At 68.3% G+C, this 25,194-nt stretch carries 25 protein-coding genes; 22 read left to right on the forward strand and 3 right to left on the reverse strand.

What is annotated here, in order from left to right:
• The 3 genes from BMZ38_RS17120 to BMZ38_RS17130 form a co-directional block, all read left to right on the forward strand.
• Positions 1–1,341 (forward strand): UDP-glucose dehydrogenase family protein (locus BMZ38_RS17120; protein WP_217638771.1); only part of this gene is annotated, 1,341 nt, incomplete at its 5' end.
• Positions 1,334–1,561: a SlyX family protein gene (locus BMZ38_RS17125; protein ID WP_091340643.1), complete on the forward strand. Its 228-nt coding sequence runs from the start codon at positions 1,334–1,336 to the stop codon at positions 1,559–1,561. The genes BMZ38_RS17120 and BMZ38_RS17125, both read left to right, overlap by 8 nt.
• A 63-nt stretch (positions 1,562–1,624) precedes the next feature.
• A complete protein-coding gene (locus BMZ38_RS17130) occupies positions 1,625–2,185 on the forward strand; it encodes a DUF2058 domain-containing protein (protein WP_091340647.1) in 561 nt (186 codons plus the stop codon).
• Positions 2,186–2,242: 57 nt separating this feature from the next.
• Here BMZ38_RS17130 and BMZ38_RS17135 read toward each other — a convergent pair whose 3' ends face one another.
• Positions 2,243–4,324 (reverse strand): 3-hydroxyacyl-CoA dehydrogenase NAD-binding domain-containing protein, encoded by a 2,082-nt coding sequence (locus BMZ38_RS17135; protein ID WP_091340650.1) that lies wholly within the window; start codon positions 4,322–4,324, stop codon positions 2,243–2,245.
• A 153-nt stretch (positions 4,325–4,477) separates the two neighbouring features.
• Here BMZ38_RS17135 and BMZ38_RS17140 point away from each other — a divergent pair, with 153 nt between their 5' ends.
• From BMZ38_RS17140 to recO, 11 genes are all read left to right on the forward strand, one after another.
• On the forward strand, positions 4,478–4,975 hold the full coding sequence (locus BMZ38_RS17140) for a hypothetical protein (protein WP_091340653.1): 498 nt from the start codon (positions 4,478–4,480) through the stop codon (positions 4,973–4,975).
• A 13-nt stretch (positions 4,976–4,988) separates the two neighbouring features.
• Complete coding sequence (locus BMZ38_RS17145; protein WP_091340656.1) at positions 4,989–7,526, forward strand: putative bifunctional diguanylate cyclase/phosphodiesterase; 2,538 nt, start codon at positions 4,989–4,991, stop codon at positions 7,524–7,526.
• Between the two features lie 236 nt (positions 7,527–7,762).
• Positions 7,763–8,359: an RNA polymerase sigma factor RpoE gene (gene rpoE, locus BMZ38_RS17150; protein ID WP_091340658.1), complete on the forward strand. Its 597-nt coding sequence runs from the start codon at positions 7,763–7,765 to the stop codon at positions 8,357–8,359.
• Positions 8,356–9,003: a sigma-E factor negative regulatory protein gene (locus BMZ38_RS17155; protein WP_091340661.1), complete on the forward strand. Its 648-nt coding sequence runs from the start codon at positions 8,356–8,358 to the stop codon at positions 9,001–9,003. The genes rpoE and BMZ38_RS17155 overlap by 4 nt, the downstream gene beginning before the upstream one ends.
• Before the next feature lie 110 nt (positions 9,004–9,113).
• On the forward strand, positions 9,114–10,604 hold the full coding sequence (locus BMZ38_RS17160) for a DegQ family serine endoprotease (protein WP_091340663.1): 1,491 nt from the start codon (positions 9,114–9,116) through the stop codon (positions 10,602–10,604).
• A 261-nt stretch (positions 10,605–10,865) separates the two neighbouring features.
• Positions 10,866–12,656, forward strand: a complete 1,791-nt coding sequence (gene lepA / locus BMZ38_RS17165) for a translation elongation factor 4 (protein WP_091340666.1) — start codon at positions 10,866–10,868, stop codon at positions 12,654–12,656.
• A 104-nt stretch (positions 12,657–12,760) separates the two neighbouring features.
• Positions 12,761–13,678, forward strand: a complete 918-nt coding sequence (lepB, locus tag BMZ38_RS17170) for a signal peptidase I (RefSeq protein ID WP_091340667.1) — start codon at positions 12,761–12,763, stop codon at positions 13,676–13,678.
• A 103-nt stretch (positions 13,679–13,781) separates the two neighbouring features.
• Positions 13,782–14,162, forward strand: coding sequence for a DUF4845 domain-containing protein (locus BMZ38_RS17175; RefSeq protein ID WP_091340670.1), 381 nt, complete (start codon positions 13,782–13,784; stop codon positions 14,160–14,162).
• A 1-nt stretch (position 14,163) separates the two neighbouring features.
• Positions 14,164–14,823, forward strand: a complete 660-nt coding sequence (rnc, locus tag BMZ38_RS17180) for a ribonuclease III (protein ID WP_091340672.1) — start codon at positions 14,164–14,166, stop codon at positions 14,821–14,823.
• A gap of 77 nt (positions 14,824–14,900) precedes the next feature.
• A complete protein-coding gene (gene era / locus BMZ38_RS17185) occupies positions 14,901–15,830 on the forward strand; it encodes a GTPase Era (protein WP_091340675.1) in 930 nt (309 codons plus the stop codon).
• A 71-nt stretch (positions 15,831–15,901) separates the two neighbouring features.
• On the forward strand, positions 15,902–16,612 hold the full coding sequence (gene recO, locus BMZ38_RS17190; protein WP_091340677.1) for a DNA repair protein RecO: 711 nt from the start codon (positions 15,902–15,904) through the stop codon (positions 16,610–16,612).
• 26 nt (positions 16,613–16,638) lie between these two features.
• Here the strand turns inward: recO and BMZ38_RS17195 are convergent, their stop codons facing one another.
• Positions 16,639–17,391 carry a response regulator gene (locus tag BMZ38_RS17195; protein ID WP_091340695.1) on the reverse strand — a complete coding sequence of 251 codons (753 nt, stop codon included), beginning with the start codon at positions 17,389–17,391 and terminating at the stop codon, positions 16,639–16,641.
• Positions 17,392–17,436: 45 nt separating this feature from the next.
• On the opposite strand from BMZ38_RS17195, the gene BMZ38_RS17200 reads away from it, so the two are divergent.
• The 8 genes from BMZ38_RS17200 to BMZ38_RS17235 all read left to right on the forward strand — a co-directional run bounded on the left by BMZ38_RS17200 (position 17,437) and on the right by BMZ38_RS17235 (position 24,801).
• Positions 17,437–19,458: an AsmA family protein gene (locus BMZ38_RS17200; protein WP_091340680.1), complete on the forward strand. Its 2,022-nt coding sequence runs from the start codon at positions 17,437–17,439 to the stop codon at positions 19,456–19,458.
• A 29-nt stretch (positions 19,459–19,487) separates the two neighbouring features.
• Positions 19,488–20,093: a YdbL family probable chaperone protein gene (locus BMZ38_RS17205; RefSeq protein WP_091340681.1), complete on the forward strand. Its 606-nt coding sequence runs from the start codon at positions 19,488–19,490 to the stop codon at positions 20,091–20,093.
• A 72-nt stretch (positions 20,094–20,165) separates the two neighbouring features.
• Entirely contained in the window at positions 20,166–21,476 is a 1,311-nt protein-coding gene (rlmD, locus tag BMZ38_RS17210; protein WP_091340684.1) for a 23S rRNA (uracil(1939)-C(5))-methyltransferase RlmD, read from the forward strand.
• Positions 21,477–21,565: 89 nt separating this feature from the next.
• Positions 21,566–22,111 carry a CYTH domain-containing protein gene (locus BMZ38_RS17215; protein WP_091340698.1) on the forward strand — a complete coding sequence of 182 codons (546 nt, stop codon included), beginning with the start codon at positions 21,566–21,568 and terminating at the stop codon, positions 22,109–22,111.
• Complete coding sequence (gene nagZ, locus BMZ38_RS17220; protein WP_091340687.1) at positions 22,102–23,118, forward strand: beta-N-acetylhexosaminidase; 1,017 nt, start codon at positions 22,102–22,104, stop codon at positions 23,116–23,118. Before BMZ38_RS17215 ends, nagZ begins: the two co-directional genes overlap by 10 nt.
• Entirely contained in the window at positions 23,115–23,669 is a 555-nt protein-coding gene (locus tag BMZ38_RS17225; RefSeq protein WP_091340688.1) for a hypoxanthine-guanine phosphoribosyltransferase, read from the forward strand. The genes nagZ and BMZ38_RS17225 overlap by 4 nt, the downstream gene beginning before the upstream one ends.
• A gap of 15 nt (positions 23,670–23,684) precedes the next feature.
• Entirely contained in the window at positions 23,685–24,434 is a 750-nt protein-coding gene (locus tag BMZ38_RS17230) for an S-methyl-5'-thioinosine phosphorylase (protein WP_091340691.1), read from the forward strand.
• Between the two features lie 160 nt (positions 24,435–24,594).
• A complete protein-coding gene (locus BMZ38_RS17235; protein ID WP_090053863.1) occupies positions 24,595–24,801 on the forward strand; it encodes a cold-shock protein in 207 nt (68 codons plus the stop codon).
• A gap of 66 nt (positions 24,802–24,867) precedes the next feature.
• On the opposite strand, the gene BMZ38_RS17240 is transcribed toward BMZ38_RS17235, so the two are convergent.
• Positions 24,868–25,194 (reverse strand): transposase (locus BMZ38_RS17240; RefSeq protein ID WP_139211684.1); only part of this gene is annotated, 327 nt, incomplete at its 5' end.

Below are 25,194 nucleotides of genomic sequence, written 5' to 3' on the forward strand. Positions count from 1 at the left end.
GTCACCCTGTTCGGCACCGGCTACGTTGGCCTGGTCACCGGTACCTGCCTGGCGGAGATGGGCAACCACGTGCTGTGCGTGGACGTGGATGGAGCCAAGGTCGCGCGCCTGAGGCAGGGCGAGGTGCCGATCTACGAGCCGGGCCTGGCGCCGATGGTCCGGCGCAACCACGAGAGCGGCCGGCTGGACTTCACCACCGAGGCGGAGCCTGCGGTGCACCACGGCGAGGTGATCTTCATCGCCGTGGGCACGCCGCCGGACGAGGACGGCAGCGCCGACCTGCGCTACGTGCTGGAGGTGGCGCGCAGCATCGGTGCGCACCTGAGCCGCTACGCGGTGGTGGTCAACAAGTCGACGGTGCCGGTGGGCACCGCCGACAAGGTGCGCGCGACGATCGCCCAGGCGCTGGCCGAGCGCGGCGCGGTGATCCCGTTCGACGTGGTCTCCAACCCCGAGTTCCTGAAGGAAGGCGACGCGGTGGAGGACTGCCTGCGGCCGGACCGCATCGTGATCGGCAGCTCCAGCGAGCGGGCGATCGGCGTGCTGCGCAAGCTGTATGCGCCGTTCAACCGCAACCACGACCGCACGGTGGTGATGGACGAGCGTTCGGCGGAGCTGACCAAGTACGCGGCCAACGCGATGCTGGCGACCAAGATCAGCTTCATGAACGAGATCGCCAACATCGCCGAGCGGGTCGGCGCGGACATCGAGCAGGTGCGCCGCGGCATCGGCGCGGACCCGCGCATCGGCTATCACTTCATCTATCCGGGCGCCGGCTACGGCGGCTCGTGCTTCCCCAAGGACGTGCAGGCGCTGGAGCGCACCGCACGTACGGTGGACTACGACGCGAAGCTGCTGGGCGCGGTCGAGGCGGTCAACCACGCACAGAAGGGCAAGCTGTTCGAGCTGATCGAGCGGCACTACGGCGGGGCGCTGAAGGGCAAGACGGTGGCGCTGTGGGGGCTGGCGTTCAAGCCCAACACGGACGACATGCGCGAGGCGTCCAGCCGGCGGCTGATGGAGCAGTTGTGGGCGGCCGGCGCGAAGGTGCGGGCGTTCGATCCGGAGGCGCGCGCGGAGACGACGCGCATCTACGGCGAGCGGGCCGACCTCGCGCTGTGCGAGGACGCCTACGCGGCGCTGGAAGGGGCCGACGTGCTGGCGATCGTGACCGAGTGGAAGGCATTCCGTGCGCCGGACTTCGCGCAGATCCGCGACACGCTGAAGGACCCGGCGATCTTCGACGGACGCAACCTGTACGACCCGGCGCAGGTGGAGGAGGCGGGGCTGGCCTATTACGGCATCGGGCGCGGGCGTTCGCTGAGACCGGCGCATGTCTGACCTGCCCACCCCTGACGTGAACCGGCGGCTGGAGGACCTCGAGGTGCGCCTCACCTTCCTCGACGACACGGTGAACGCGCTGGCGGCGGCCGACGCCGAACAGGCGATGCGACTGGTCGCGCTCGAGCGCGTGCTGCACGACCTGCGTGCCGAACTCGCGTCGCTGCGCACGTCGCAGGGCAGCGATCCGCACAGCGAGCCGCCGCCGCCGCATTATTGATGTATGTCGCCGGAACGCCCGCGGGCGTCCCGGCCGGTCAACGCAACAGTGGAACCTGAGGTCATGGCCGATTCCCTCCGTGATCAGCTGCTCAAGAGCGGCCTCGTCAAGCAGGTGCGCGACGAACAACGCGCGAAACCGGCGTCCCCGCTGCCGCGGGGCAATCGCCCGCCACAGGGCAAGGGCAAACCGCAGGTCCCGCAGCAACGGCGTGACCGAGGCGAGATGGATCTGGCCAAGGCCTACGCCATTCGTGCCCAGACCGAGGCCACCGAGCGCAAGCGCGCCGAGCAGGAGGCTGCCGAACAGGCGCGACTCAAGCGCGAGCGCAAGGCGAAGGTGCAGAAACTGCTGGAAGGCCAGGCGGTGAACAAGCCCGATGCCGACCATGTGCGGCATTTCGAATACAGCGGAAAGATTCGCCGCGTGCACGTGGATGCCGACCAACTGGCCGCACTGAACGAAGGGCGGCTGGGCATCGTGCAGCAGGGCGGTCGCTACCTCGTGGTCAGCCAGGCGATTGCCGAAGAGGTGCGGTCGATCGATCCCCACCTACTTGCGCTGCTGGTCGATCCGCAGGCTGCAACCGACGACGATGGGGTGCCTGACGACCTGATGTGGTGATCCCGGCCCGGGCGGTGATCACGCGGCAGCCAGGCAGCCGCGTGATTTCGCTCGATGTCAGGGCTGCACTGGGGAGGGGTTTCCGGTGGTTGCCGTGGCCAGAGCCGGGGTATCCCAGCCTCGCTTGGGCAGGAACCGCTCGCCATGGCGCTGCGCCAGTTGCTCCAGCCGCCCTCGCACGGTCGAGACCCCCTCGCTGCGTACGTACTGGATCGGACCGCCCCTGAACGGCGCGAAGCCGGTGCCGAAAATCACGCCGGCGTCGAGCAGGTCCGCATCGTCCACCACGCCATCGGCCAGGCAGGCGACCGCCTCGTTGATCATCGGCAGGATCATGCGGTCCTGCACGTCCGGCGGCGGCGCGTAATCCGGATCGACCTCCGGCTTGACCGGCTTGCCGTCCTGCCACACGTATAGGCCCTGGCCGTCCTTCTTGCCGCGCTTGCCGGTCTCGAGCTTGTCCTCGATCCCGGGCGGCAGTTCCAGCCCGAGGAACGGCGCCAGTTCCTTGCCGACCGAGGCGCACACGTCAAGCCCCACCGTATCGGCCAGTTCGATCGGCCCCATCGGCATGCCGAACCTCCTGGCCTCGCGGTCCAGCACCGGACCGGGCACGCCTTCGCTGTACAGGCGCAACGCTTCGAGCAGGTAAGGCATCAGGATACGGTTGACCAGGAAGCCGGGGGTTCCCTTGACCGCCACCGGCACCTTGCCCAGCGCCTTGCAGAAGGCCAGCGCACGCTTTTCCATGGCCGGATCGAGCTGGTCGTGGCGCACCACTTCGACCAGCGGCATCTGCGCCACCGGGTTGAAGAAGTGCAAACCGAGGAAACGCTGCGGCGCGATCAGGCCCTGGCGCAGTTCGTCGAGCGGAATGCTGGAGGTATTGGTGGCGAGGATCTCCTGCGCCTTGAACTGCGGTTCGATCCTGGCGTACAGCTCGCGCTTCGCCTGGGCGTTCTCGTAGATGGCCTCGATCGCCAGATCCGCGCCGGCCACGCCCGCGCCTTCGACGTCCGCGCGCAGCCGGCCCATGGCCGCCTCGACCCTGTCCGGGCTCTTGAGCTTCTTCTCGAAGAAGCCGCGGGCGCGGTCCAGCGCGGGCTGGACGAACTTCATCTCGCGGTCCTGCAGGGTTACCTCGTAGCCCTTGTAGGCGGCCCAGGCGGCAATGTCGCCCCCCATCACTCCAGCTCCGACCACGTGCACGCGGCGGATGCCCGGGTCGACCCCGCCGCCGGCGCCCTTGAGGCGTTCCTGCAGCAGGAAAACACGGATCAGGTTGTGCGCGGTGGGCGTCTGCGCCAGCTTCGCCACCGAGCGGGCCTCCAGCTTCAGCCGCTGCTGGATGCTGGCGCCGCCGCGCTGCCACACGTCGATCAGCGCGAACGGGGCCGGATAGTGTTCCTTGCGCACCTTGGCCGCAGTCTGCTTGACGACCATCGGCGCCAGGATCTGCCGCGCCGGCCAGCAGTTGGTCGCCCAGGCCTTGGCGCGCTGGGCAAACGGTCGCGCATGCGGGCGGCGCAGCAAGGCGCGCGCCTCGGCCAGCAGTTCGGCCGGCGGCGCCACGCGGTCGACCACGCCCAGGGCCAGCGCGCGTTTGGCCGACAGCGGCCGGCCCGTCAGCATGATCGGCAGCGCCTCGGTGGCGCCGATCAGTCGCGGCAGGCGGGCGGTGCCGCCCCAACCGGGATGGATGCCCAGCATCACCTCAGGCAGGCCGATCCTGGTCCTCTCGTCATCCGCGGCGATGCGCTGGCGGCAGGCCAGGATCAGCTCCGTGCCGCCACCAAGGCAGGCGCCATGCACCGCGGCCACGGTCGGGCAGGGCAGCCGGGCGAGCGATTCGAATACCTGCTGCCCGTGGCGGATGTTCTCCAGCACGGTGTCCTGTTCGGCATAGCGGACGAATTCCTTGATGTCGGCGCCCACCGCGAAACCGGACGCCTTGCCCGAATGGACGATGACGCCAGCCGGCTTCTCGATCGCCAGCCGTTCGACGATCTGCGCCAGCTCGTCCAGTACCTCGCGGGAAATGGGGTTGACGCTGCTGTCGGCGCGGTCGAGCATCAGGGTGACGATGCCGCTGTCGTCTACGCTCGTCTTCCAGTGATTGAAACGCAGTCCTTCGAACATGGCGTTTGGGAGCGGGTGGCCGGGAAGCCCAGAACCATACTGCTGCGTGCGGATGAATGCGAGTTGAGGCCCGGCCGCCCGGGCCCGGGCGATTTTGCGGAACGGTGACCTGGCGCTATTGCGCTTCGCCCGCGAGTGCGTAACGTACGCCCGATGAACCCCTTGCTGGCTTCAGCCCCGCCACCGCCGGGCATCGAGATCTTCGAGCGCATCCTGGCCGCGCCGGCCGGGCTGATCCTGCTCGAGGGTTGCGACAGCCCGTCGTTGGTCGAGCAGTTCCGCGCCATCGTGCGGCGCAGCGGGCAGGCGGTCTATCTGTGGCAGCCGGACTTGGGGCTGGGCAATCTGATCGACGCCCATGCGCGCGTGCCGGGCAGCCAGCGGCTGGGCGCGGCGCTGCGCTACATGCAGCAGAGCATGCATTTCGGCGTCTACCTGCTGATGGGCCTGGAGCCGCCGCTTTCGGCCATGGACAGCACCCTGTTGCGCCAGCTGGCCAAGCCGCCGGCCGGGCACGTGCGCCGGGTGGTGCTGCTGGATGCCTCGCCCGCGTTGGTCGACCACTTGGGCGACATGGCTTTCCATCTCCGGGGCCAGCCGGACGCGCCGTTGCGTCCGCGCCTGCGCGACGGCCGTTGGCTGGTTGCCTGAACCGGAGGCACGGATGAGCGCCGGCATCCTGGTGGTCGCTGCCCAGCGAGATTTGCGCCGGAACATGTTCGACGCGCTGGATGGCGCCGGCCACCCGACGGTCCATACCGCCCGCGGCGTGCCGCACGCGGAGCTGCTGCTCGACGGTCGGCCGCCGCTGGCGCTGGTTGTGGTGGCCTTCGACGGCGATGCCGTCGACGCGCAGACCTGCTGCGAGCAACTGCGTCGGATCCCCGCCTGTGCCGAGGCACTGATGATCGCCGTGCTGGCCGATGGCGCCACCGTCAAGCCTAGCCAGCTGCCCGACGGCATCGCCGACTGGCTGTATGGCTCGCAGGTGGCGCTGGAGCTGGTCACACGCTGGCGCCGCGCTCGTCCGCCGGCCACGCCGGTGCAGGCCGGTCCTGACCAGTACCGCTTCGCGTTCGAAGAGGATGCGAGCGAGTGGCTGGTCGTCGACCCGCAAACCGAACGGGTGCTCGAAACCAGTTCCGCCGTCGGCCGCCACAGCCAGCTCGAACCAGAGCAGCTGGTCGGCCGCGGCGTGCGCGAACTTCTGGCGTTCGAGGGCATCGCCATCGAACACGTGCTGCAGCAGGCCGACCGGCGCTGGTATGCCTGCCAGCGGCGTTCCAGCCGCGGCGCGGACACCGGCCAGGCCAGCGCGCGGCGTATCCGGCATGGCGGGTGCGAGGCGATCGCGCTGATGTTCCGCAGCGACCGCGCCGATATCCGCGCCGAAGCGGCACTCAGCCTGCTCTCGCGCATGTTCGCCCCGGCCAACGGCGTGGACACGCAGAAGGTCGCCGCACGCCTGCTGGTCGACGAACTGGGCCTGGACTATCTGGCGCTGTGGTCGGCCCAACCGGGGGAGGGCGCTTCCGGCCCCAACCTGCTGATTCAGCTATGGCGCGGCGACGACCAGCCGTGGCCGGCACCGGCACAGCAAGGTGCGTTGCGCCAGGTGCTGGACGGCAAGGCCGTGCTGCACCCGGCCGACGCGCGCAGGCTCACCAGCGGCGACCCTCTGGTGGAACTGCTGGGCGTATCCGGATTTGCTGGGCTGCCGCTGTTCGACGAACGGCGAGCCGTGCTCGGTGCGTTGCTGGTCGGCAGCCGCACGCCATTCGGCGACATGGGGCTGGTAGAGCCGGTACTGCGTTGCGCCGCGGCGCGCTTCGCACATGCGCTGGAACTGCGCCAGACCCGCGAGCAGGGACGCGCCGAGGGCCTGATCGACGCGCTCACCGGCCTGCCCAACCGCCTGCTTTTCACCGACCGCCTGGACACCATCATCCGCGAGGCGCATCGCACCCGCGAAACCTTCGCCGTGCTGTTCGTCGACCTGGACCGCTTCAAGGACATCAACGATACGCTCGGCCATGCCGCCGGCGACCAGGTGCTCAAGACGGTCACCCACCGCCTGTGCTCCAGTGTACGTGCCTCCGACACGGTCGCCCGTTACGCCGGCGACGAGTTTGTCGTGGTGCTGCGCCACATCATCAAGAACGACGACGTGTTGCGCGTGGCCGAGAAGATCGTGCAGGTGATGGAGGCGCCACTGAAGATCGCCGGCGAGGAGGCGCCGCTGAAGGTCACCGCCTCGATCGGCGTGAGCTTCTACCCGGACGACTCGCTCGATGCCGAAACCCTGCTCAAGCACGCCGACGAGGCGATGTATTCGGCAAAGCGGGAAGGCCGCAACAATTTCCAGTTCTACGAGATCAGTCCCGAGCAGGCGCAGCAGCACGACGTGCTGCTCAAGACCCGCCTGCGCCACGCCGAGGGCAACGGCGAATTGCGCGTGTTCTACCAGCCGCAGGTGGATGCGGCGAGCGAGGACATCGTCGGCATGGAAGCCCTGGTGCGCTGGGAGCATCCGGAGCTCGGCCCGATCAGCCCCGGCGTGTTCATCCCGCTGGCCGAGGAGACCGGCCTGATCGTTTCGCTCGGCGCCTGGGTGCTGCGCACCGCCTGCCGCCAGGCACGCGAGTGGGAGGACAAGTACGGCCTGGGCCTGCGCCTGGGCGTCAACCTCTCGGCCGTGCAGCTGATGGAGCCGGACCTCCTCGATACCGTTTCGGCCGCGCTGGCCGAAAGCGGCCTGGACCCGCGCCTGCTGGAGCTGGAGGTTACCGAGAGCATCAGCATCAAGGCGGTGCCCAACCTGGTGGAGAACCTGCACGGCCTGCACCGGCTGGGTTGCCGCATCGCCATCGACGACTTCGGCACCGGTGCCGCCTCGCTGGACTACCTGCGCAAGCTGCCGGCCGACCGCATCAAGATCGACCAGAGCTTCGTGCGCAACATCGGCATCGATCCTGACGACGAGGCGATCGTACGCGCCACCATCGACATGGCCCATCGCCTCAAGCGAGGTGTGGTCGCCGAGGGCGTGGAAATCGAGCAGCACCTGAAGTTCCTGCGCGCCAACCACTGCGACGAGCTGCAGGGCTATCTTTTCTGCCGGCCGCTGCCGCATCCGAGCTTCGATCGCCTGCTGGCCGAGCGCCAACGCCTGCTGGCCGAGCCGCAGGCCAACGTGGCCTGAGCCTGCTCACGCGGCTGAGCCCCATCCGGAGGCGGTGTCGCGGCGTGGGAGGCAACCCTTGATCCGGACGATCCGCGCCGCATCTTCCAACCTGTGCCGTCGTTCGTCGACGGCTTTTTTTGGAACGTCCTGTCGTCGTGACGCGCGTGTGAACTTGCGCCCCGGCGGCTTGTCTGAAGGCGGCGCGTTACCATCCGGCTGGCGCCTCATAGCGGTTATCGAAGGAGAGGGCCCGGATGGGCGAAAACGAACTGGATAGCGCCCTGGTCGAGCGTGTCCAAAACGGCGACCGGCGCGCCTTCGACCTGCTGGTGCGCAAGTACCAGCACAAGGTGATCGGCCTGATCTCCCGCTACGTCAACAACTACGCCGAGTGCGAGGACGTGGCGCAGGAGGCGTTCGTGCGTGCCTGGCGGGCGATCGGTTCGTTCCGCGGCGACAGCCAGTTCTATACCTGGATGTACAAGATCGCCGTCAACACGGCCAAGAACCACCTCGTCGCGATGGGTCGGCGTCCGCCGACCGACGACATCGCCGCGGAAGATGCCGTGTTCCTGACCGGTGCCGAGCGGATGCAGGAGGGTGCCACGCCCGAACGCGAACTGCTTCGGCAGGAGATTGAACAAACCGTCTTCAAGACTGTCCAAGCGCTGCCAGAGGAGCTCCGCACCGCCATCACGCTGCGCGAGGTGGACGGTCTGAGCTACGAGGAAATCGCCGAGGCGATGGGATGTCCCATCGGCACCGTGCGCTCGCGGATCTTCCGTGCGCGTGAGGCGATCGATCAGCAACTGCGGCCGCTGTTGTCGGACCGCGAGGACCATTCGACATGAGCGAAGCCCAACGTGAACACCTTTCCGCCGGCATCGACGGCGAGCTAGCCCGCGAGGAGCTGCGTTTCCTGCTGCGCCGGTTCGAGCACGACGCCGAATTGCGGCAGGCGTGGACGCGCTATCACCTGGCCGGCGACGGCCTGCGTAGGCAGCTGCCGGCGCTGGCCTCGAGCGGTTTCGCAGCGCGCGTCGAACAGGCGATCGCACGGGAATCCCAGGCCAGGGCCGGGCGCCGCGCGCCGCACTGGCTGCGCTGGTCTGCCGGCGGTGCGATCGCGGCCAGTGTCGCCGTGGCCGCGTTGATCATCGCCCGACCCGTAGCCGACGACGACCATGCCACGGCCGGGCTGGCCCAGGCCGGCCCAACGGCCCAAGTCGTGACCGCCCAGGCAGGACCCGCCACACCGGCGGCGGTCCCACCGTGGCTCAGCGTGGATACCGCTTCGCAGTACAGCCAGCAGGCCGCCGCGACTCTGGGCGAGAGCTATGGCGGGATGCTTCCGTACGCGCGCGGCCTGTCCCCGTATCGCCTGCAGGCGACGCGTTCGCCCGGTAACGGAGCTGCCGGTTACCTGTTGCTGGTCGATCCGCAACAGGCGCCCACCGCTCGTTCCCCGCGCCAGGCGGCAGCCGGCGCACGATGACTTGCGTCCGCGTGTCTTTTCCGCGGTCGTCATCCCGTTAGCCACCGGCCGGCCCGCCTAGCGGGACGCGCACGGTCGCGCCCGATTTTTGTCCTGAAGGAGGAGTGCCCATGAATCGAATTCCCTTGCGCACCTTGGCCTGCTGCGTGTTGATGGGTCTGGTGACCGCCGGTTGCGCCCAGGCGGAACCGCCGGCCAGCCAGGCCAGCGCGCAGGCGACGACTGCGGCGGCGGCGGCGACAACGGCCTCGGCCAGCCTGCCGGACTTCACCCGCATCGTGCAGAAGAACGCCGCCGCCGTGGTGCACGTGGAAGCCAAGTACAACGGACAACGCCGCGAGCCGCGCATGCAGGCCGGCATGCCGGACGATCCGCAGCTGGAGCTGTTCCGGCGCTTCTTCGGGATGCCGATGATGCCCTCGCCCGAGGAGCAGGCGCATACCTCGCTGGGCTCGGGCTTCATCCTCTCCAGAGACGGCTACATCCTGACCAACAACCACGTGGTCGATGGCGCCGACGCGGTCACCGTTCGGCTGCAGGACCGGCGCACGCTCAAGGCCAAGGTGATCGGCACCGACCCGAACTACGACATCGCGCTGCTCAAGGTCGACCAGAGCGGCCTGCCGGCGGTCTCCATCGGCGATTCGCGCACACTCAGGCCCGGGCAGTGGGTGCTGGCGATCGGGTCGCCGTTCGGCCTGGACTACACCGTGACGCAGGGCATCGTCAGCGCCGTGGGCCGCAATCTCGGCAGCGGCGACCAGCCTTACACCTCTTTCATCCAGACCGACGTGCCGATCAATCGCGGCAACTCCGGCGGCCCGCTGTTCAATCTGCAGGGCCAGGTGGTCGGCATCAACTCGCAGATCTATTCCAACACGGGTGGTTATCTGGGTGTGTCGTTCTCGATCCCCATCGACGTGGCGATGAACGCGGTGCAGCAGATCAAGGATCATGGCTATGTCACCCGCGGCCAGCTCGGCGTGCAGGTGCGCGGGGTCGACAGCGACATCGCCAAGGCGCTCAAGCTCGACAACGCCGAGGGCGCCATCGTGGCCGACGTGAGTGACGGCAGCGGCGCGGCCAAGGCGGGCATCCAGGCCGGCGACGTGATCCTCGGCTACAACGGCCAGCCCGTGCACGACGCCGGCGACCTGCCACCGCTGGTGGGCATGACCAAGCCCGGCACCAAGGTGCCGGTGGAGATCCTGCGCAACGGCAAAAAGCAGACGCTGCAAGTGACCATCGGCGAGGCGCCGCATGGCAAGAATGCAGCTGGCGGCACCGACCAGCCCTCGGCGCAGTCCGGTTCGGCCGCGCTCGGCCTGAGCGTGCGCGACATCGATGCGGACACCCGCCAGCAACTGGACCTTCCCGCAGGCGAAGGCGTGGTGATCGGCGACATCACCGGTCCGGTGGCCGCGCGCCAGGGCCTGCAGCCGGGCGACGTGATCCTGCGCGTGAACCAGCAAAAGGTCGGCAGTGCGGCGGCGTTCCGCGCGGCGACCAAGGGCGTCAAACCCGGCGACACCGTGCTGCTGCTGGTTCGTCGCGGTGACCAGACCAACTTCGTGGCTCTGACGGTGCCCTCGGAGAAGTAGGAGGGAAGCAACCGCGGGAACGCCAGTGCCCATGGCGCGCCCGCAGCGTCTCCCGCATGAGCGCCCTGGGCGCGACCGGACCCCCACGGTCGCGCCCCAAGGGCGCCCCTGCATGGGTGGTCCACCCGCTGGGCGCATCGCCGCTGCGGAGCAACCGGGCGGACGGTGGGACGCCATTCCATGCGACAATACCGGGTTCGTATCGCCAATCCCGGCGAGCCGCCGTCCGCCCGGATGGCGAAAGCCCGACCAGCGTGTTCCATGGAACTGATCCGCAACTTCTCCATCATCGCGCACATCGACCACGGCAAATCGACGTTGGCCGACCGCATCATCCAGATCTGCGGCGGCCTGACCGAACGCGAGATGGAAGCGCAGGTGCTCGACAACAATCCGATCGAGCGTGAGCGCGGAATCACCATCAAGGCCCAGTCCGTGTCGCTGCCGTACAAGGCGCGCGACGGCAAGACCTACCAGCTCAACTTCATCGACACCCCGGGCCACGTCGACTTCTCCTATGAAGTCTCGCGCTCGCTGGCCGCGTGCGAGGGCGCACTGCTGGTGGTCGACGCCGCGCAGGGCGTGGAAGCGCAGTCGGTGGCCAACTGCTACACCGCGGTGGAGCAGGGGCTGGAAGTGGTGCCGGTGCTCAACAAGATCGACCTGCCCACCGCCGACCCGGAAAAGGTCAAGGGCGAGATCGAGGCGGTGATCGGCATCCATGCGGACGATGCGGTGGCGATCAGCGCCAAGACCGGCCTCAACGTGGTCGAGGTGCTCGAAGCGATCGTCGCGCGCATCCCGCCGCCGAAGCCGCGCGACACCGACCGCCTGCAGGCGTTGATCATCGACTCCTGGTTCGACAACTACCTGGGCGTGATCTCGCTGGTGCGCGTGATGCAGGGCGAGATCAAGCCGGGCGACAAGCTGCTGGTGATGTCCACCGGCCGCGTGCACGAGGTCGACGACGTCGGCGTGTTCACGCCCAAGCGCAAGAAGCTGGACAAGCTTGGCGCGGGCGAGGTGGGCTGGATCAACGCCTCGATCAAGGACGTGCACGGCGCTCCCGTCGGCGACACGCTGACCCTGGCCGCCAAGCCGGCGGACAAGCCGCTGCCGGGTTTCCAGACCATGCAGCCGCGCGTGTTCGCCGGGCTGTTCCCGGTCTCGGCCGACGATTACCCAGCCATGCGCGAGGCGCTGGACAAGCTGCGCCTGAACGATGCCGCGTTGTTCTTCGAACCCGAATCGTCGGAGGCGATGGGCTTCGGTTTCCGCTGCGGCTTCCTCGGCATGCTGCACATGGAGATCGTGCAGGAGCGGCTGGAGCGGGAATACGACCTCGACCTCATCACCACCGCTCCGACGGTGGTCTACGAGGTGCTCAAGACCGACGGAACCGTGGTGGCGCTGGACAATCCGGCCAAACTGCCGCCGGTGCCGCAGATCGACGAGATCCGCGAGCCCATCATCGTCGCCAACATCCTCACGCCGCCGGACTACATCGGCAACATCATCACCCTGTGCGAGGAAAAGCGCGGCGTGCAGCGTTCCATCCAGTACATGGCCACGCAGGTGCAGATCAGCTACGAGATGCCGCTGGCCGAAGTGGTGCTGGACTTCTTCGATCGCCTGAAATCGGTCTCGCGCGGCTACGCCTCGATGGACTACCACCACGAGCGCTTCGAGGCGGGCCCATTCGTGCGGGTGGACGTGCTGATCAATGGCGACCGTGTGGATGCATTGAGCCTGATCGTGCACCGCAGCCATGCCGACCGTCGTGGCCGCGACCTGGTAGAGCGCATGAAGGACCTGATCCCGCGCCAGCAGTTCGACGTGGCCATCCAGGCGGCGATCGGCGCCCAGGTCATCGCGCGCTCGACCGTTAAGGCTTTGCGCAAGAACGTGCTGGCCAAGTGCTACGGCGGCGACGTGAGCCGCAAGAAGAAGCTTCTGGAGAAGCAGAAGGAAGGCAAGAAGCGCATGAAACAGGTCGGCCGGGTGGAAATCCCGCAAGAGGCCTTCCTTGCCGTTCTGAAAGTGGATAAATAGTGGCGCGGGGAAGAGGGGACAGGAAACGGGAAACGACCGGGCCGCGGCCCGACACGTGTCACTCGTTCGCTGTTTCCCGCTCCCTGCTCCCATAGGAGCCCTGCATGGAATTCGATTTTTCCGCCATCCTGCTGGCCCTCACCGTGCTGTTCGGCGTGGTGTGGGGGCTGGACCGGCTGTTTTTCTACGAGAAGCGCAAGGCCCGCCTGGATGCCGCCGGCGAGGCATACCGTGAACCGGTGCCGGTGGACTGGGCTCGGTCGCTGTTCCCCGTGGTGCTGGTGGTGCTTCTGCTTCGCTCGTTCGTGGCCGAGCCGTTCCGCATACCCTCCGGCTCGATGATGCCTACGCTGGACGTGGGCGACTTCATCCTGGTCAACAAGTTCGCCTACGGCCTGCGCATGCCGGCGTTCAACAACAAGTTCCTCAGCCTGGGCGAACCCAGGCGCGGCGACGTGGTGGTGTTCCGCTTTCCCGGCTACCTGTGCCAGGACGAGGACGGCAGGTGGTTGCGCAGCGGCGACATCAGCTGCTCCGATCCGCACGCACCGGTGCCCAACCAGAACTGGATCAAGCGCGTGATCGGCCTGCCGGGGGACACCATCGAATCGCACGGCGACCAATTGCTGATCAATGGCAAGCCGGTGCCGGCCGACCTGACCGGGCCGTTCCAGGGCCGGCCCAACGGCGACGAGTCGCGGCTGATGCGCGACTACGGCGCCACCGTGTGGACCGAGCATCTGCCGCGCTCCGACGGCAAGGGCAACATCGATCACATGATCGCCCGCATGCCCGCCTATTCGGTGCCCTTCTCGATCCCCAACGACAAGGTGCCCGCCAAGGTGCCGGCCGGCTGCTACATCGTGATGGGCGACAACCGCTACAACAGCACCGACAGCCGCTGGTGGGGCTGCCTGCCGGAAAAGAACCTGGCCGGCAAGGCGTTCCTGATCTGGCTCAGCTGGAAGGGCACGCACGATGGCTGGATCGACTTCTCCCGCATCGGCAAGATCATCCACTGACGCAGGACGTGACGGGCGCCACTTCTGCGCCCGTGGCCGAAGCCAGGGCGGCGCGCGAGAATCACAGACGAGGTAGCCGCCGCAGCGGCATAGCGAGGGGACTATGAAAAGCAAGCAAGCGGGCATCACCCTGATCGGGTTCCTGATCGTCCTGGCCGTGGTGGGCTTCTTCGGCTACATGGCGATGAAGCTGGTGCCGGCCTACACCGAGTTCATGGGCGTGTCCAAGGCCATGACCCAGGTATCGACCGAGGGCGTGGACGGCAAGTCCCTGGACGAAATCCGCCGCGACCTGATGTTCAAGATGGGCTTCCAGTACGTCGACGACGCCACCATCCAGCCGCAGGACATCACCATCGACCGTACCAACGGCCCCCAGCTGCACGTGGCCTACGACAAGCAGGTGCCGTTCATCTACAACATCGATTTCCTGCTGCACTTCCAAAAGAGCGTGCCGCTGCAGGGCAACGTTTCGCTGAACTGAAGTGAAGCTGGATTACCGTTTCCGCGACCCCGCGCTGGCCGAGCTGGCGCTGACCCACCGCAGCGTGGGGCGGCCCAACAACGAGCGGCTGGAGTTCCTGGGTGACGCGCTGCTCGGGGCGATCGTCGCGGAAATGCTCTACGAGGCGCATCCGCGCGCCAGCGAAGGCGAACTCTCGCGATTGCGCGCGCAATTGGTCAACGGCCAGGCGCTGGCAGTGATCGCACGCGAGCTTGAACTGGGTGAAGGACTCAAGCTTGGTCCGGGCGAGTTGAAGAGCGGCGGCTTCCGGCGCGACTCGATCCTGGCCGACGCCTTCGAGGCGCTGGTCGCGTCGGTTTACCTCGATGGCGGTTTCGAGGCATGTCGGGGCACCGTGCGCGAGTTGTTCGCCCGGCGCGTGGCCGACCTGCCCAGATCCTCCAAGGACGCCAAGACCCGGCTGCAGGAATGGCTGCAGGCGCGGGGCCTGCCGCTGCCGGTGTACGAGCTTGCCGGCAGCCGTGGCGAGGACCACGCCAAGGTCTTCGAAGTCACCTGCAGCATTGTTGAACCCGTGCCGTTGCGGGCCGATGCCAGCGGTCCCAGCCGGCGTGCTGCCGAGCAGGACGCGGCCGAGATCGTGCTCGGTCAGCTGGCCGAACCGCTGCCGTCCGCCTGAACCCTTCATTTCCCACCGCTGGCGCCGCCCGCGCGGCGGCGCCATGCTCTGCCCTCTGCCCGGACCTTCCCCAAGCCATGAACGACCCAACGCAAGCCGCCGCCGACCTGCCGCACGAGGATTTCCGCTGCGGCGCCGTCGCGCTGGTCGGTCGTCCCAACGTCGGCAAGTCGACCCTGCTCAACGCGCTGATCGGCTTTCGCCTGTCGATCGTCAGCCCACGCCCGCAGACCACCCGCCACCGCATCCTGGGCATCGCCACCAGCGAGGCGGGGCAGGTGATGTACGTGGACACGCCCGGCCTGCACCGCGGCGCCAAGCGCGCCATGAACCGCAGCCTCAACCGCGCCGCGCGCACCGCGATGGCCGAGGTCGACCTGGCCGTGCAGCTGATCGAGGCCGGCCGCTGGACCGACGAAGACGAGGCGCTGTACGCCGCGCTGGTCGAACAGAACGTGCCGCGCCTGCTGGCCATCAACAAGGTCGACCTGGCCAAGGACAAGGGCGCCCTGCTGCCGTTCGTGGCGGACCTGGCTGCGCGCCACCTCTTCGAGGACATCCATTACGTCAGCGCCCTCAAGCAGAAGGGATTGAAGGAACTGGAGCGGGCGATCCTGCAACGTTTGCCGGTGCGTCCGCCGGTGTTCGGCGAAGACGAGATCACCGACCGCAGCGAGCGCTTCCTCGCCGCCGAGATGGTGCGCGAGCAGCTCATGCTTAGGCTCGACCAGGAGCTGCCGTATGCCACCACGGTGGAGATCGAGCAGTTCAAGGACCGCGACGATGGCGTGACCGAAATCCACGCGGTGATCTGGGTCGAACGCGATGGCCAGAAGGCGATCGTGATCGGGCAGGGCGGCGCCCAGCTCAAGGCCATCGGCAGCGCTGCGCGTCGCCACATGGAGCGGCTGTTCGAGCGCAAGGTCTTCCTCAAGCTCTGGGTGAAGGTGCGCGAGGGCTGGGTGGATGACGAGGCGATGCTGAAGAAGCTCGGCTACACCGACTAGGAGGGAGGGCGCGGGCGAAGCCGGCCTGTAAGCTGTGACGGGCGCCCGGCTCCACTTCCGACCTTCGATCGATGCTCCTCGACCAGCAGCCCGCCTACGTCCTGCATGCGCGGCCCTACCGCGAGACCTCGCTGCTGCTCGAATGCCTCACCCGCGACCACGGCCGGTTGGGCGTGGTTGCACGGGGCGTGCGTCGTGAGCGGGCGCGATTGCAGCGTGCGCAACTGGAGCCGTTCCAGCCGCTGGCGCTTGACCTGCTGCTACGCGGCGAGTTGGCGACCCTGCGCGGTGTCGAGCCGGTCGGCATGCCACTGCGACTGGCCGGGGATGCCGGCCTGGCGGGGCTCTATCTCAACGAACTGGTGGTGCGCCTGACCGGCCGCCAGGACCCGCAACCGGACCTGTTCGAAGCCTACGACCGCACCCTGCCGCGGCTGGCCGAGGAGGGCACGCTTGCCTGGCAGCTGCGGCGCTTCGAGCGGGACCTGCTCGCATCGGTCGGCTATGCGCTGCAGCTGGAAACGGAGGCCGACAGCGGCGAGCCGATCATGCCGGAGGGCTGGTACCGCTACCAGGTGGAACACGGGCCGGTGGCCTGCACCGCCGGCGCCGCGCGCGTGATCCGCGGCGCGGACCTGCTGGCCCTGGCCGCGGACCAGCGTCCCGATGCCGCTGGCGTAGCCGCGTTGCGCCGCCTGATGCGAGAGGTGATCCGCTTCCACCTGGGCGGCGCCGAACTGCACGCCTGGCGCGTGCTGGCTGCGGCGATGTCACGCCGCTAGCACCGCTTCCTCCCTCTGGAGGCGCTTCAGGATGCCTGGCGGCCGAGCACTGCCAGCGTGGCAACCAGGGTCTGTCGGAACCGTTCCTGCGCGCCCTCGGCCACCGACCCGTCCGCCTCCACCTGCCGCTGCAGGTGCGTCGCCTGCATCGCCAGCGCCGGCGCGCCGCAGAAACCGCAGGCCGAACGCACCCGATGCAGTCGTTCGACCAGATGAAGGGGGTTCGCGCAGAACTGATCCAGCTCCCGCAGCATGGCCGCCAGCTCCTCACGCAGGAGTCCTCGCAGGGCGTGCATCGTGCGGGCGTCGCCGCTGCTGGCCAGTCCGGTGGCGTCATCCAGCAACGGAGCATGGCGGCCACTGCTGCGGGCGAGGGTGAGCAGTGGACGCAGCGCCTCCAGCGGGCAGGGCTTGAGCAGCACGTCGCTGAATCCGGCAGCCAGCAGCCGTTGGCGGTCCTGTGCCGATACGTCGGCGCTGGTCGCCACCGCCAGGGCGTCGGCGGAACGGGCCTCGGCATCGGCGCGCAGGGCGGCCAGCACGTCGCGCGCGCCGGCGCCGGGCATGCGGCAGTCCAGCAGCAACAGGTCGAAAGTCTCGATCGCCGCGCGGGCCAGCGCCACTTGCCCGTCATCGCACTCGTGCACGCGCGCCCCCAGCGCCCGCAGGCCGTCGCCGAAAAAGCGGCGGCTGGCCGGATCGTCGTCGGCGACCAGTACGTAAGGTCTGGGAAAGTGCACGGCTGGCGGCGCCAGGCGCTGGGAGGCGGCTGTGGGCATGACGAAATCCGTGTCGTTCAGCTGGGTTTGGCAGAATGATGGCACATGCTTTCCCTCACCCGCCGCCTGCTGCTTTGCCTGGGCCTGCTCGTCGTCGCCGCTTGGACGGCGCCGGCGCGTGCGGACGTCGACCTGACCGCCAAGGTGGTCGCGGTGCCGGGCGTGCGGCTGCAGCAGGTGAGCCTGCACATCGGCGATGACGGCAAGGGCGGGTTAGCGCTCACGCTCCATGCGGCGCATGCGGACGTCGCGGCGATGGGCTGGCGCCGGGTCGGGCTGGACCTGGAGGGCGTCCTTTCGCGCGACCTGCAGATGCGCTGGCTGCTCGACGGCACCATCGCCCTGCGCGGCGCCCCCGGCGGCGCGCTCGGCAATTCGGACGTGCAGCTGGTGGTCGACCAGCGTGCCAATACCTTGCAGGCCGACATCACGCAGGCCACGGCGACGGCAAGCGCCTGGATTCCACTGGACCAGACCACCCATGCCCAGATCACCCTGAAGAACCTGCCGGCCAACTGGCTGGCGGGCCTGCTCGGTACGGTATGGTCGGGCCGGCCCACCGGCGGCCGGCTCGATGCCGAACTGGCGCTGGACGTGCACGACAACGGCATCCAGTCCTCCGGCGAGTTCAGTCTGGACGGCGTGGGCTTCGATACGCCGACCGGCACGTTGGCCGGGCAGGGCGTCGACGGCAGCGGTCGGCTGGGCATCGACACGCAGGGCGGGCCGGCGCGCCTGACGCTGGATGCCAACCTGCGCGGCGGCGAGCTGCTGCTTGGTCCGGTCTACGCAAAGCTGCCAAACCACCCGGTCCAGCTGAACCTGGCGGCGACGGGCACGGACGGGGCGTTTTCCATCCAGCGGCTGCGCGTGAACGACGCCGACGCCCTGCAGCTGGACGGCTCGCTCGCCTTCGACGCCAAGGGCAACCTGGACAAGCTGCGCTTCGAGCGTTTCCAGGCACGCTTCCCCGCCGCCTACGATCGTTACGGCGCCGCCTGGCTCGACACCATGGGCCTGCACGATGTGCAGATGAGCGGCGCCGTCAGCGGCAACCTCGACCTGCGTGCAGATGGCCCACATGGCTTCGCGTTTACTACCGACCACCTGGACCTGGCGACCGCCGATGGCCGGCTGGCGGTCGACGACCTGAACGGCGGGCTGGACTGGTCGGCCCAGGCCGATCGCCCGGCCACCACGCTGGGATGGCGAGCGCTGCGCCTGTATCGATTGCCGTTCGGTCCGTCCAAGGCGCAGTGGCACAGCCAGGGCGGCACGCTCGGGCTGACCGAGCCGCTGGCGATGTCGCTGCTTGGCGGCACGGTGCGCGTGGCGCAGCTCGACTGGCGCCCGGCGGCGGCGAAGGGCAAGCGGCTGGAGACGTCGCTGGCAGTCACCAACGTGGACATGGCCGCCTTCAGCAAGGCGATGGGCTGGCCGCAGTTCCCCGGCACGCTCGGCGGCGCGATTCCCTCGCTGCGCTGGGTCGACGACACGGTGGAGCTTTCCGGCGGGCTGTCGGTCAACGTGTTCAACGGTTTCCTCGACATCACCCAACTCGCGCTGGCGCAACCCTTCGGGCCCAGCCCGGTGCTGGCGGCGGACGTGAGCCTGCGCCAGCTCGACCTGGGCGCGATCACCAGCGTGTTCGATTTCGGCAACATTACCGGACCGTTGCACGGCAGCATCGACAACCTGCGGCTGGTCGACTGGCAGCCGGTGGCGTTCGACGCCCATCTGCTGGCCGACGAAGGCGGCCGCATCAGCCAGCGCGCAGTGAACAACCTCACCGCGGTGGGTGGCGGCGGCATCGCCGCCGGCCTGCAGGGTGCGGTGCTCAAGCTGTTCAAGACCTTCGGCTACAAGCGCATCGGCCTGGACTGCAAGCTCGCCGGCACGGTCTGCCACATGGGCGGACTGGAAAATTCCGGCGACGGTTACACTATCGTCGAGGGCAGCGGCCTGCCGCACCTCCAGGTCATCGGCCACCAGCACGAGGTCGACTGGCCCACCCTGGTGAGCCGTCTGAAGGCCGCCACCGAAGGCGGTGGTCCGCAGGTCCGCTGATCGCACCGCCCACACCCAGGAGCTCTCCCATGCGCAAGTTCGTCTACGCCCTGCTGACCACCGCGATGGTTGCCCTGGTCGGCTGCGTCACGATCAACGTGTATTTTCCCGAGGCCGCGGCGCAGAAGGCCGCCGACCGCTTCATCGGTACGGTGATCGACCAGGGCACCGCGCCGGCGCAAAACGCCAAGCCGGCGCCCCCGCCGCAGAACCAAGAGCCGGTCCAGCCCTCGGCCATGCTGCTCGACCTGATGGTGCCGGCCGCCTATGCCGCCGACACGCCCGACATCCGCGTGCAGACGCCGGCGACCGAGGCGATCCGCGGGCGCATGCAGGCGCGTTTCAAGAGCACGCTGAAGGCGCTGCTCGATACCGGCGCGATCGGTTTCACCCGCGATGGCCTGGTCGCCGTGCACGACGCCGGCAAGATCCCGCTCAGCCAGCGTGCGCAGGCCACCGCCGCGGTCGCCGACGAGAACAGCGACCGCAATGCGCTGTACCGGGAGATCGCCCGCGCAAACGGCCACCCGGAGTGGGAGTCGCAGATCCGCGCCACCTTCGCCAAGGGCTGGATCGAGCGTGCGCACGGCGGCTGGTATTATCAGGACGCCTCGGGTGCCTGGAAGCGCAAGTAAGCCGCGCCCGTCTCCTCAAGCCCAACCTGCGCCCGGGTCGCCGATCCGGGCGCAGGCGTTTTGCGAGTGCCCATGAAAGAGTTCGAAGCCACCATCACCGATCTGGCCCACGACGGCCGCGGCGTCGCCCGCATCGACGGCAAGACCGTGTTCGTCAGCGGCGCGCTGCTGGGCGAGCAGGTGCGCCTGGGCATCCGCAAGCGCCACCGCAACTTCGACGAGGCTGAGACGCTCGAGGTGCTGGTCCGCTCGCCGCACCGGGTCGATCCGCGTTGCGCCCATTTCGGCCAGTGCGGCGGCTGCTCCCTGCAGCACCTGGACGCACCGGCGCAGATCGAAGCCAAGCAGCGCGTGCTGGCCGACAACTTCGCGCGCATCGGCAAGGTCGTGCCGCAGCGCTGGCTGGAGCCGCTCACCGACGCGCCCTGGGGTTACCGCCGCAAGGGCCGCCTGTCGGTGCGCGCAGTGGCCAAGAAGGGTCGCGTGCTGGTCGGCTTCCGCGAGGAGTCCAATCCGCGTTTCGTGGCCGACATCGCGCATTGCGAGGTGGTGCATCCCTCGCTGGGTGGCAAGATCGGCCGTCTTGCCGAGCTGATTGGTAGCATGGATGCGGCCAACGACATCCCGCAGATCGAGTTCGCCGCCGGCGACGATGTGGTCGCCCTGGTCTTCCGCCACCTCAAGCCGCTGAGCGAAGGGGACACGCTGGCCTTGATCGCCTTCGGCCAGGCGCACGGCTTCGCGATCTACCTGCAGCCCGGCGGTGTCAGCAGCGTGCGTCCGCTGTGGCCCGAGCAGCCGCGGCTTGCCTTCCGGCTGCCGGCGGGCGAGGGCGTGGCCGATGTCGAGCTGGAATTCCAGCCGCTGGACTTCGTGCAGGTCAACGCGGGCATGAACCGGCGCATGCTGGCGCGTACCCTGGAACTGCTCGACCCGCGGCCGGCCGACCGCGTGCTGGACCTGTTCTGCGGCCTGGGCAACTTCACCCTGCCGATCGCGCGCCGCGTGGCCGAGGTCGCCGGCGTGGAGGGCGAGCACGGCCTGGTCGAGCGCGCCGCCGCCAATGCCGTGCGCAACGGCATCGCCAATGCTTCGTTCCATGTCGCGAACCTGTTCGAGGACCAGCGCGGCAGCGCCTGGGCACGCGCCGCGTGGGACAAGATCCTGCTCGACCCGCCGCGGGCAGGTGCCGAGCAGGTGCTGGAGTACCTGCCGCGCAAGGGCACCGACCGCATCGTTTACGTGTCCTGCCACCCGGCCTCGCTGGCGCGCGACGCCGGCCTGCTGGTGCAGCGCCATGGATTCAAGCTTGCGGCTGCGGGAGTGATGGACATGTTCCCGCACACCGCGCACGTGGAATCCATCGCGCTGTTCGAGCGCTGATGCCGGCGCTCCCGCGGGAGCGTAGGTCTTCAGGCGCGGCTATCACGATCGACCACGCTATGCTTCCCTTTCCCGTCCGTGATTCCGCCATGGCCACCGAGATCGAACGCAAATTCCTGTTGGCCGACGAGCGCTGGCGCGAAGCCGTGGTACGCAGTGAGCGGATCGCGCAGGGTTACCTGGTCGGCGCGCGGGCGTTGCGCGAGGGCCATGCACGCGCCTCGGTGCGCGTGCGCCGGGCAGGTGAGCGCGCCTGGCTCAACATCAAGAGCGCGACGCTCGGCATCGAGCGAGCCGAGTTCGAGTATCCGCTGCCGCTGGACGACGCCGAAACCATGCTCGCCTCGCTTTGCGATGGCGTTCTGGAAAAGGTCCGCCACCATGTCGAGGTCGACGGTACGCTGTTCGAGGTCGACGAATTCCTGGGCGACAACGCCGGCCTGGTGGTCGCGGAAGTCGAGCTCCCGTCCGTGGATGCCGCCTACCCGCGGCCGGCGTGGCTGGGCCGCGAGGTCAGCGCGCTGGGCCGCTACTACAACGTCAACCTGATCACGCACCCGTTCGCGCGCTGGTCGCACCTCGAGCGCACTGCTGCCGATGCGGCGGATAGCGCAGGAGAACAGGCATGCTGCTGATCGGCCTGGCCGGGCTGGAGCTCGAACCGCGCGAGCGGGAATGGCTGGTCGCGCCCGGGGTTGCCGGCGTGATCCTGTTCGCGCGCAATTACGCCGATCGCGGGCAGCTGATGGCGCTTGCCGAATCCATCCGCCAGGTGGGGGGCGAGCACCTGCTGGTGGCAGTCGACCAGGAAGGCGGCCCGGTGCAACGTTTCCGCGACGGATTCACCCGTTTGCCGGCGCTGTCGAAGATCGGCGCGGCCTACGCGCGCGATCCGGACGATGCTGTGCGACTGGCCGAGGAGCACGCCTGGGTGATGGCAAGCGAGTTGCGTGCCTGCGGCGTGGACTTCAGCTTCGCGCCGGTAGTGGATCTCGCCCGCGGCAACGCCGCGATCGGCCCGCGTGCCTTCCATGCGGACCCGGCCGTTGCGGGCGAACTGGCCCAGGCCTACGTGCGCGGCATGCACCTGGGCGGCATGGCGGCAGTGCTCAAGCACTTCCCCGGCCACGGTTCGGTGGCCACCGACACGCACAAGGCGCAAGCGGTCGATCTGCGCCCGCTCGAAGCGATCGCGGACGCCGACGTGCGCCCGTTCGCCGAGGCGATCGAGGCGCACGCCGAGGCGGTGATGATGGCGCACGTGATCTACCCGGCGGTCGACGACAAGCCGGCCGGCTTCTCGCACGTGTGGATCGAGGACGTCCTTCGCGGTGAGCTGGGCTTCGCCGGCGTCGTCATCAGTGACGACATAAGCATGGCCGCGGCGGGTGCCGCCGGTGGCGTGGGCGCGCGCGTGAAAGCCCATCTGGCCGCCGGCTGCGATCTGGTGCTGGCCTGCTCCCCCGAAGTGGTGGACGAGGCGATCGCTGCGTTGTCACCGCTGTCCGACGGCGCGATGGAACGGCTGGCGCCGCTGCGCGGGGCCATCGGCGCCACCTGGGAAGGCCTGCTCGACAACCCCCAACGCGACCGCTTCATCGCGCGGATCACCGCGCTGGACGCACCCGAAGGAAACGCATGACCATTCCTCAACCCCCGCTGGCGCAGGCGCTGGCCCATGCCGACGTGCTGTTCGAGCGCGCGGAACTGGAAACCGTGATCGCCGACCTGGGCCGGCGCATCGACGCTGCCCTCGAAGGCGAGCGTGCCGTGTTCCTCACCGTGATGAACGGCGCGCTCATGTTCGCCGGCCAGCTGGCGCTCTCCATCCGTACCGACCTGGAGTTCGACTATGTGCACGCCACCCGCTACCGCGGTGCCACCGCCGGCAGCGACCTGTGCTGGCTGCGCGAACCGCAGGCGGCGCTGGCCGGACGCACCGTGCTGCTGGTCGACGACATCCTGGACGAGGGCCACACGCTCAAGGCCGTACGCGACGATTGCATGAAGCGCGGCGCCAAGCGCGTGCTGATCGCGAGCCTCTGCCGCAAGCTGCACGACCGCTGCGTGGAAGGCATCGCCTCGGACTTCAATGGCGTGGAACTGCCCGATCGCTACGTTTTCGGCTATGGCATGGACTATTACGAGCAAGGCCGCAACCTGCCGGCCATCTACGCCCTGAAGTCCGACTGAGCCCGAGGAACGACCATGACCGTACCGACCATCGACCTGGCCGTCATCGGCGGCAGCGGGCTGTACCAGTTTCCGGGCCTGGAAAACGCCAGCCGGCGCGCGATGGACACCCCTTATGGCCCGGCCTCCGGCGACATCGTCCTGGGCGACTTCGCCGGCAAGCGGCTGGCCTTCCTGGCCCGCCACGGCGAAAGCCATGCGCTGGCCCCGCACCGGGTCAACTACCGCGCCAACCTCTGGGCGCTGCATGCGCTGGGCGCGCGGCGGGTGATTGGCGTCAACGCGGTCGGCGGCATCCGCGCGGACATGGGGCCGCGCGTGCTGGTGGTACCGGACCAGTTGATCGACTACACCCACGGCCGCGTCACCAGCTTCTGTGACGTCGAGGGCGCCGAGGTCCGGCACATCGATTTCAGCGAGCCCTATACCGCTGCATTGCGTCAGGCGCTGCTGGACGCGGCGGGCAGGGCGGGCATCGCCGTGATCGACGGCGGCTGCTACGGTGCGACCCAGGGGCCCCGGCTCGAGACCCGCGCCGAAATCGCCCGCATGAAGCGCGACGGTTGCGACCTGGTCGGCATGACCGGCATGCCTGAGGCGGCGCTGGCACGGGAGCTGGAGCTGGATTACGCCTGCCTGGCCCTGGTCGCCAATTTCGCCGCCGGCTGCGGGGACGAGGCTGAAATCAGCATCGAGGAGATCTTTGCCCATCTCGCGGCCGCCACCGCGCAAGTCCCGGTGCTGATCACGGCAATGCTGTCCTAATCAGCTAATGGCTTTTACGCAAAAAGTTAATCGCGCATATTGCGCTTTGCCCATAAACATGCTGATACTTTCGCCCGTGCCAGGGGCGGCTGACCAAGGGGAAACGGCGGTCCAGCTCAACAAGCCTTGGTGCATCCAGTCCTAGTCAGAGGTTCACGCAATGCGTTTCGGTACGGTCAAGTGGTTCAACGACGCCAAGGGCTTTGGCTTCATCGCGCCTGAAGACGGCGGGGAGGACGTGTTCGTCCATTTCTCGGCCATCAACTCCAAGGGCTTCCGCAGCCTGCAGGAAGGCCAGCGCGTGAAGTTCGAAGTCACCCAGGGCCCGAAGGGCGCCCAGGCTTCGGGCGTGGAAGTGGCGGCCTGATCCGCGCTCCTCGCGTCTTGATGTAAATGAAAAGCCCCATGCTTTTGCATGGGGCTTTTTATTGGTTCATCGCGGAATGCCGGGGAAGGCGGCACGGATCTTCAGGAAGAAATAGTCCTGATCCCGGTAGCCGTAGGCCCGGCGCTTGATGACCTTGATCGTGTTGTTGATGCCTTCGACGACACTGGTGTTGAGCGGGTACCGGCATCGGGAAAGGATGCCGTGCAGATAGGCCTTGAGCCGTTGCGCGAACAGCGCCAGCGCGGCGATGCCGCTGCTCATGGCCTGTTCGAGCCAGTGTTCCCATGCTTGCTTGGCCCAGCCCGGCCGACGGTAAAACCACAGCCGTTTCAGCTCGTCCCGCATGAGATAGGCGGTGAGCAGGGGTTGGTT

The sequence above is a fragment of the Frateuria terrea genome (genome assembly GCF_900115705.1).
GTDB classification, from domain to species: Bacteria; Pseudomonadota; Gammaproteobacteria; order Xanthomonadales; family Rhodanobacteraceae; genus Frateuria_A; species Frateuria_A terrea.